At 63.0% G+C, this 4,840-nt stretch carries 6 protein-coding genes and 1 pseudogene; 3 read left to right on the top strand and 4 right to left on the bottom strand.

Annotated elements, in window-relative coordinates; all coding sequences use genetic code 11:
- Positions 1-82: 82 nt before the first annotated feature.
- Positions 83-427, top strand: a complete 345-nt coding sequence (locus MIC448_RS14380) for a metalloregulator ArsR/SmtB family transcription factor (protein ID WP_036301237.1) — start codon at positions 83-85, stop codon at positions 425-427.
- The gene (locus MIC448_RS14375) at positions 424-1,665 is read left to right on the top strand and encodes an MFS transporter (RefSeq protein ID WP_051514050.1); all 1,242 of its coding nucleotides are present in this window, start codon (positions 424-426) and stop codon (positions 1,663-1,665) included. Before MIC448_RS14380 ends, MIC448_RS14375 begins: the two co-directional genes overlap by 4 nt.
- A gap of 283 nt (positions 1,666-1,948) precedes the next feature.
- Here MIC448_RS14375 and MIC448_RS14370 read toward each other — a convergent pair whose 3' ends face one another.
- The 3 genes from MIC448_RS14370 to MIC448_RS14360 are packed head-to-tail and all read right to left on the bottom strand — an operon-like array spanning position 1,949 to position 3,284.
- Positions 1,949-2,266 carry a hypothetical protein gene (locus tag MIC448_RS14370; RefSeq protein WP_036301234.1) on the bottom strand — a complete coding sequence of 106 codons (318 nt, stop codon included), beginning with the start codon at positions 2,264-2,266 and terminating at the stop codon, positions 1,949-1,951.
- A complete protein-coding gene (locus tag MIC448_RS14365) occupies positions 2,263-2,928 on the bottom strand; it encodes a cation transporter (protein WP_036301243.1) in 666 nt (221 codons plus the stop codon). Before MIC448_RS14365 ends, MIC448_RS14370 begins: the two co-directional genes overlap by 4 nt.
- Positions 2,925-3,284, bottom strand: coding sequence for a helix-turn-helix transcriptional regulator (locus MIC448_RS14360; protein ID WP_081766446.1), 360 nt, complete (start codon positions 3,282-3,284; stop codon positions 2,925-2,927). The genes MIC448_RS14365 and MIC448_RS14360 overlap by 4 nt, the downstream gene beginning before the upstream one ends.
- 53 nt (positions 3,285-3,337) lie before the next feature.
- Here MIC448_RS14360 and MIC448_RS14355 point away from each other — a divergent pair, with 53 nt between their 5' ends.
- Entirely contained in the window at positions 3,338-4,321 is a 984-nt protein-coding gene (locus MIC448_RS14355; protein WP_036301240.1) for an arsenic resistance protein, read from the top strand.
- Between the two features lie 298 nt (positions 4,322-4,619).
- On the opposite strand, the pseudogene MIC448_RS16505 reads toward MIC448_RS14355, so the two are convergent.
- Positions 4,620-4,775, bottom strand: a pseudogene (locus tag MIC448_RS16505) (ATP-binding protein); the annotation flags it as partial.
- Positions 4,776-4,840: the final 65 nt, after the last annotated feature.

Below are 4,840 nucleotides of genomic sequence, written 5' to 3'. Positions count from 1 at the left end.
ATGCGGCATCAAACCTGGGGCGCTTCACCACCGCAATAGAGAACGGGGACATCCGAACCAAGACCTATCTTAGTATGTAAGCATGCATGCAGATACTAATATAGATCGGTTGCAGTCGGATGGCCCGTTCGTTGAGGTGGCGGTGGAGGTGTTCCGGTTGCTCGCAGATGCGACACGGATTCGCATCGTCCTCGCCCTCCAAGAGGGGGAACTGTCGGTGAGCGCTCTCGCCGAGCTCGTGGACCGCAGCCCTGCGGCCGTGTCGCAGCATCTCGCGAACTTGCGGTGGGGGAAGATCGTGCGGGTTCGCCAGGACGGCAACCGGATGTTCTACCGGCTCACGGACGAGCGCGCGCAGCGCCTGGTCACCGAAGCGATTCTGCAAGCGGAACATGCTGTCGAAGACACCCCTCGGCACCACTCATGATCCAGGTTCTTCGCAACCGGACGTACCGGTCGCTGTTTTCCGCGCAGGTGATCGCACTGGTCGGCACGGGGCTGCTCACCGTCGCACTTGGTTTGCTGGCGTTCGATCTGGCCGGCGCGGCAGCGGGATCGGTGTTGGGGACCGCGTTGACGATCAAGATGGTCGCGTACGTGGGCGTCGCACCGCTGATCGGCGCGGTCGTGGACCGGCTCCCGAAGAAGGCCGTCCTCGTCAGTGCCGACGCGATCCGGCTGTTGATCGCAGCGATGCTGCCGTTCGTGACAGAGACATGGCAGATCTATGTGCTGGTGTTCGTGCTGCAGTCCGCATCCGCGACATTCACGCCCGCGTTTCAGTCGCTGATCCCTTCAGTGCTCCCCGAACCACGCGACTACACTCGAGCGCTGGCCCTCTCCCGCCTCGCGTACGACCTCGAAGCATTGCTGAGCCCTCTCCTCGCCGCGGTCCTCTTGACCGTGATCAGCTACAACAACCTGTTCCTGGGCACTGCCGTCGGCTTCGCCGCATCAGCCGCGCTAGTAGTGACGACCAGACTCCCGGCGCTGTCACACGATCAGCCGGCATCCTCGTTCTGGCAGCGCCTATCGACCGGGATGCGGGTATTCGCCCGCTCGCCCAGCCTGCGGTTTCTGATGCTCACCAACATCGTCGTCGCGGCCGGCACCGCGCTCGTTCTGGTGAACTCCGTCGTCTACGCCAAGGGCGTGTTCGGTTTCGACGACGCAGCCCTCGCCGTCGCCCTCGGCGCTTACGGCGTCGGCTCACTGGTAGTGGCGTTGAACATACCCTGGGTCGTCGAGCGGATCGGAGTGACCCGCACCATGCTTACCGGCACGGCCGTGGTGGCAAGCGGGCTTGTTGCGGCGATCGGTGTCACGATCATCGCCGTCGACACAGGTACCGGGTGGTGGGCACTGCTGATCGTCTGGCTGATACTCGGCGCCGGAACCTCACTGATCAACACGCCCTCCTCAAGGCTGCTCGCGGAAGCCTCCACGCCAACGAACCGGAACCTCGTCTACACCGCCCAATTTGCGCTATCCCACGCCTGCTTCCTCATCACCTACCCGCTCGCCGGATGGCTGGGCGCCACAAGCCTTCCCGCCGCCGCCGAAGCCCTTGCGGGCGTCGGCGTCCTCGGCACAATCGCTGCGCTCCTCCTCCACCGCCGCCAAACCCCGCCCGCAGACATCGATCACCTCACGACAACGACCTGAAGAACCCACGAAACGCGCGATGGCCGCGGTGGCTTCCACTGAGATCTACCGCCGGCTTCCTCTCCGCCAAGGACGTAGGGCATCTACTGCGCAGCAGTCAAGGCGGTCATAGAAGAGTCGGCTGCCGACGGAATTGGCTAGAGAACCCGCCACATCGCTGGTGGGACGATCAGCGGGCGGCATATTCAGTGGTTGCGGACATGCACCAGAGACCGCGATTCGACCCAGATCGTGTACCCGCAAGCGCGGCGAGGGGTCACATACAGGAGCGTTTGGCGGTGCGTCAGCCGTGGCCGATGTTGAGCGCGGCGAGTTGGTCGGAGGTGCCGCGCGCGATTAGGCGCAATTCCTCATCGCTTTCCTCGGTGCTCCAATCCACGAACGCGCAGCAGCGCCGTTCGACCGCGACGAGGTCTCGCAGGCGCAAGATTGAGTCCTCGACTTTCGCGTAGTGAACGGTGAGTTGTGTGTCGGTGCGTTCGGAGGACTGCGCGTAGTCGGCGTCGAAGGCCTGCCACTTCTCAACCTGCGCCTTGGCCTCGGCGATGGTGGGCAGAGTGCACGCGATCGGAGCTTCGTTGAAGGGGCCGTTGTGTGTCATCGAACCGTCGCCTCTACCTCTTCGTTGTCGAGGTCCTCGAGGACTTCGAACGGGGACTCCACATCGCCGCGCCACGCCTCGATGCCTTCACGGATTGCGAGTACCGCCACGACGAGGGCGGCAACGGAGTCGGCCCACCACCAACCGAACAGGCTGTTGAGGGCGAGGCCGATGAAGACTGCCCCTGAGAGGTAGACGCAGAGGATGAGCTGCCTAGCGTCAGCCATGACGCTCTTGGAATCCAGCTCTCGACCGGTGCGCACCTCGAACCAGGCAAGCAGCGGCATGATGACCAGGCTGAGTGCCGTGATCCCGAGCCCGAATGGGCTGTGCGCGGGCCCCTCCACCCGAATAAGGCTCAGGACAGCATCGATTGAGACGTAGGCGGCGAGGGCGAAGAAAGCGAGGCCGATCACCCGCACCGTAACTTTCTCCCAGCGCTCCGGATCTTTCCGCGTGAACTGCCATGCGATCGCGGCCGCAGACAGCACTTCCACGATGGAATCAAGGCCAAACCCGATCAGGGCCGCGGAGGATGCGACAGTACCTGCCCACACCGCCACGATGGCTTCGATCACGTTGTACGTGATCGTAAACCCCACGATGAAACGGACGCGACGGTGCAGCCTAGAGCGACGTTCAGCGGTCAGGGATGTGCTCATGCGTTCACTGCCGTTCCGCAGCATCCAGGGACGCTGCACGATTCATCGACGCACGGGGCGTTCTCGTCAACAGATAGCGTCACATCCACGAGAGCGGTGAGAGCGGCCGCCAAGTGAGGGTCGGCGATTTCGTATCGCGTCTGCCGGCCCTCCGGCTCTGCCACGACAATCCCGCAGTCCCGCAGACAGGTCAGGTGGTTAGAGACATTCGACCGGGATAGATCCAACGATCGCGAGAGCACGGCCGGGTAGCTCGACCCGCCGAGCAGCGTCATCAGGATTCGAGAGCGGGTCGGATCGGCCATCGCTCGACCGAGACGGTTCATCACATCGATACGAGAAGCTATAGTCAGCATTTGATGACTATACAGTGAGCAATGACCAATTGGAAGCTTGGAGAATGAACGACATGCGCTCAAGGGTGGAATGGCTGGAACGATACCAGGTCGCGCTTTACCTCATCGCCCTTCTCGTCGGAGCGGGAGTCGGCCTGCTGGTCCCTGGTGTCGCGCACCCGGCCGAGGGCGCGATCAACCCTGTGCTCGGGCCACTGCTCTACGCGACATTCCTCGGAGTGCCGTTCGCAAAGATAGGCCAGGCTTTCCGCGACTGGCGCTTCCTGATCACGGTGCTCGTGGTGAACTTCGCCCTCGTTCCGGTGGTCGTGTTCCTCCTGTCGCGCATCGTCGCACACGATCAAGTCCTGCTGGTCGGTGTGCTGTTCGTGTTGCTGACACCATGCGTGGACTACGTCATCGTGTTCACCGGGGTCGCCGGTGGTGCCAGAGACCGGCTCCTCGCCGCAGCACCACTACTGATGCTCGTGCAGATGCTCCTACTCCCGGTCTACCTGTGGCTGTTCGTCGGCAATGAGTTCGTCCGCGCCGTCGACCTTGCCCCGTTCGTCGAAGCTTTCCTACTACTCATCGCGCTACCTCTCATCGCCGCCGGGCTGACCCAGTTTCTCGCAGTCCGCACCCGCGCTGGAAAGGTCCTGCAGGAGATCGTACTGGGGGCGATGGTGCCACTGATGATGCTGACCCTTGCGGTAGTTGTCGTCTCACAAATCGGCGGCGTCTGGCAACAACTCGCTTCGTTGCTCCGGGCCATCCCGGTTTTCTTTTTGTTCGCCGCGGCCATGATCCCCATTGGTGCTGCAGCAGGGAGGATCGCTCGACTTGACGTTGCAGGGCGTCGAGCGATCGTGTTCAGCGGCGCCACGCGCAACTCCCTGGTTGTCCTCCCGCTCGTCCTTGCGCTGCCGGCAATCTTCGACCTTGCCCCGCTCGTCGTCGTCACGCAGACGCTCGTCGAGCTCGTCGCCATGGTTCTCTTCGTCCGACTCATCCCGCGCCTACTCCCGGCCCATGCCTCGGAACGTGCGGACTCCTAACCGCGTTGGACCTGGACGCTCCGACACCTTCCACGACGTCAGCGACTATGCAGTTGCATCAGGCGATCATTACTTGGAAGCGCGTCTTTACCGAAGGCTGCCAAGCACAGGCCACCGAGACTCGCAAGCTGGACGCCCACCGGGACTCCTGCCCCGGAATGACACACCGGTGCCGACGCGTGTGGTTCCGGCAGGCGGACATTCCCGTAAGACCCGCCCGAGAAAATGCCTGGTCAGGGGACGCTAAACGCTACAGCGGATCCGGTGATGAACTGCTCGCCGGGTCCGCTCAGTTTGCTTACTTTCCCGTGTCCCACGCGTGGGTGTTCTTCGTGTGGGCGAGGCGGCAGGAGTCGCTGCCGGTTTCGATGATGTTGCCGCCGAAGGTGAGACGGTCCACGATCGCAGCGCAAAGCCGCGGATCAGTGAGAGTCTTCGTCCAGCCGGAGAACGACGAGGCAGCCTTCGAGTCTAACCCCCAACGGGTTCCTCACGAAGCCGGTCGGACTAGCTCGACTC

It is taken from the genome of Microbacterium sp. C448, assembly GCF_000582705.2.
In the GTDB taxonomy this organism is placed as follows: domain Bacteria; phylum Actinomycetota; class Actinomycetes; order Actinomycetales; family Microbacteriaceae; genus Microbacterium; species Microbacterium lacus_A.
This window is presented reverse-complemented; position numbering and strand designations above follow the sequence as displayed.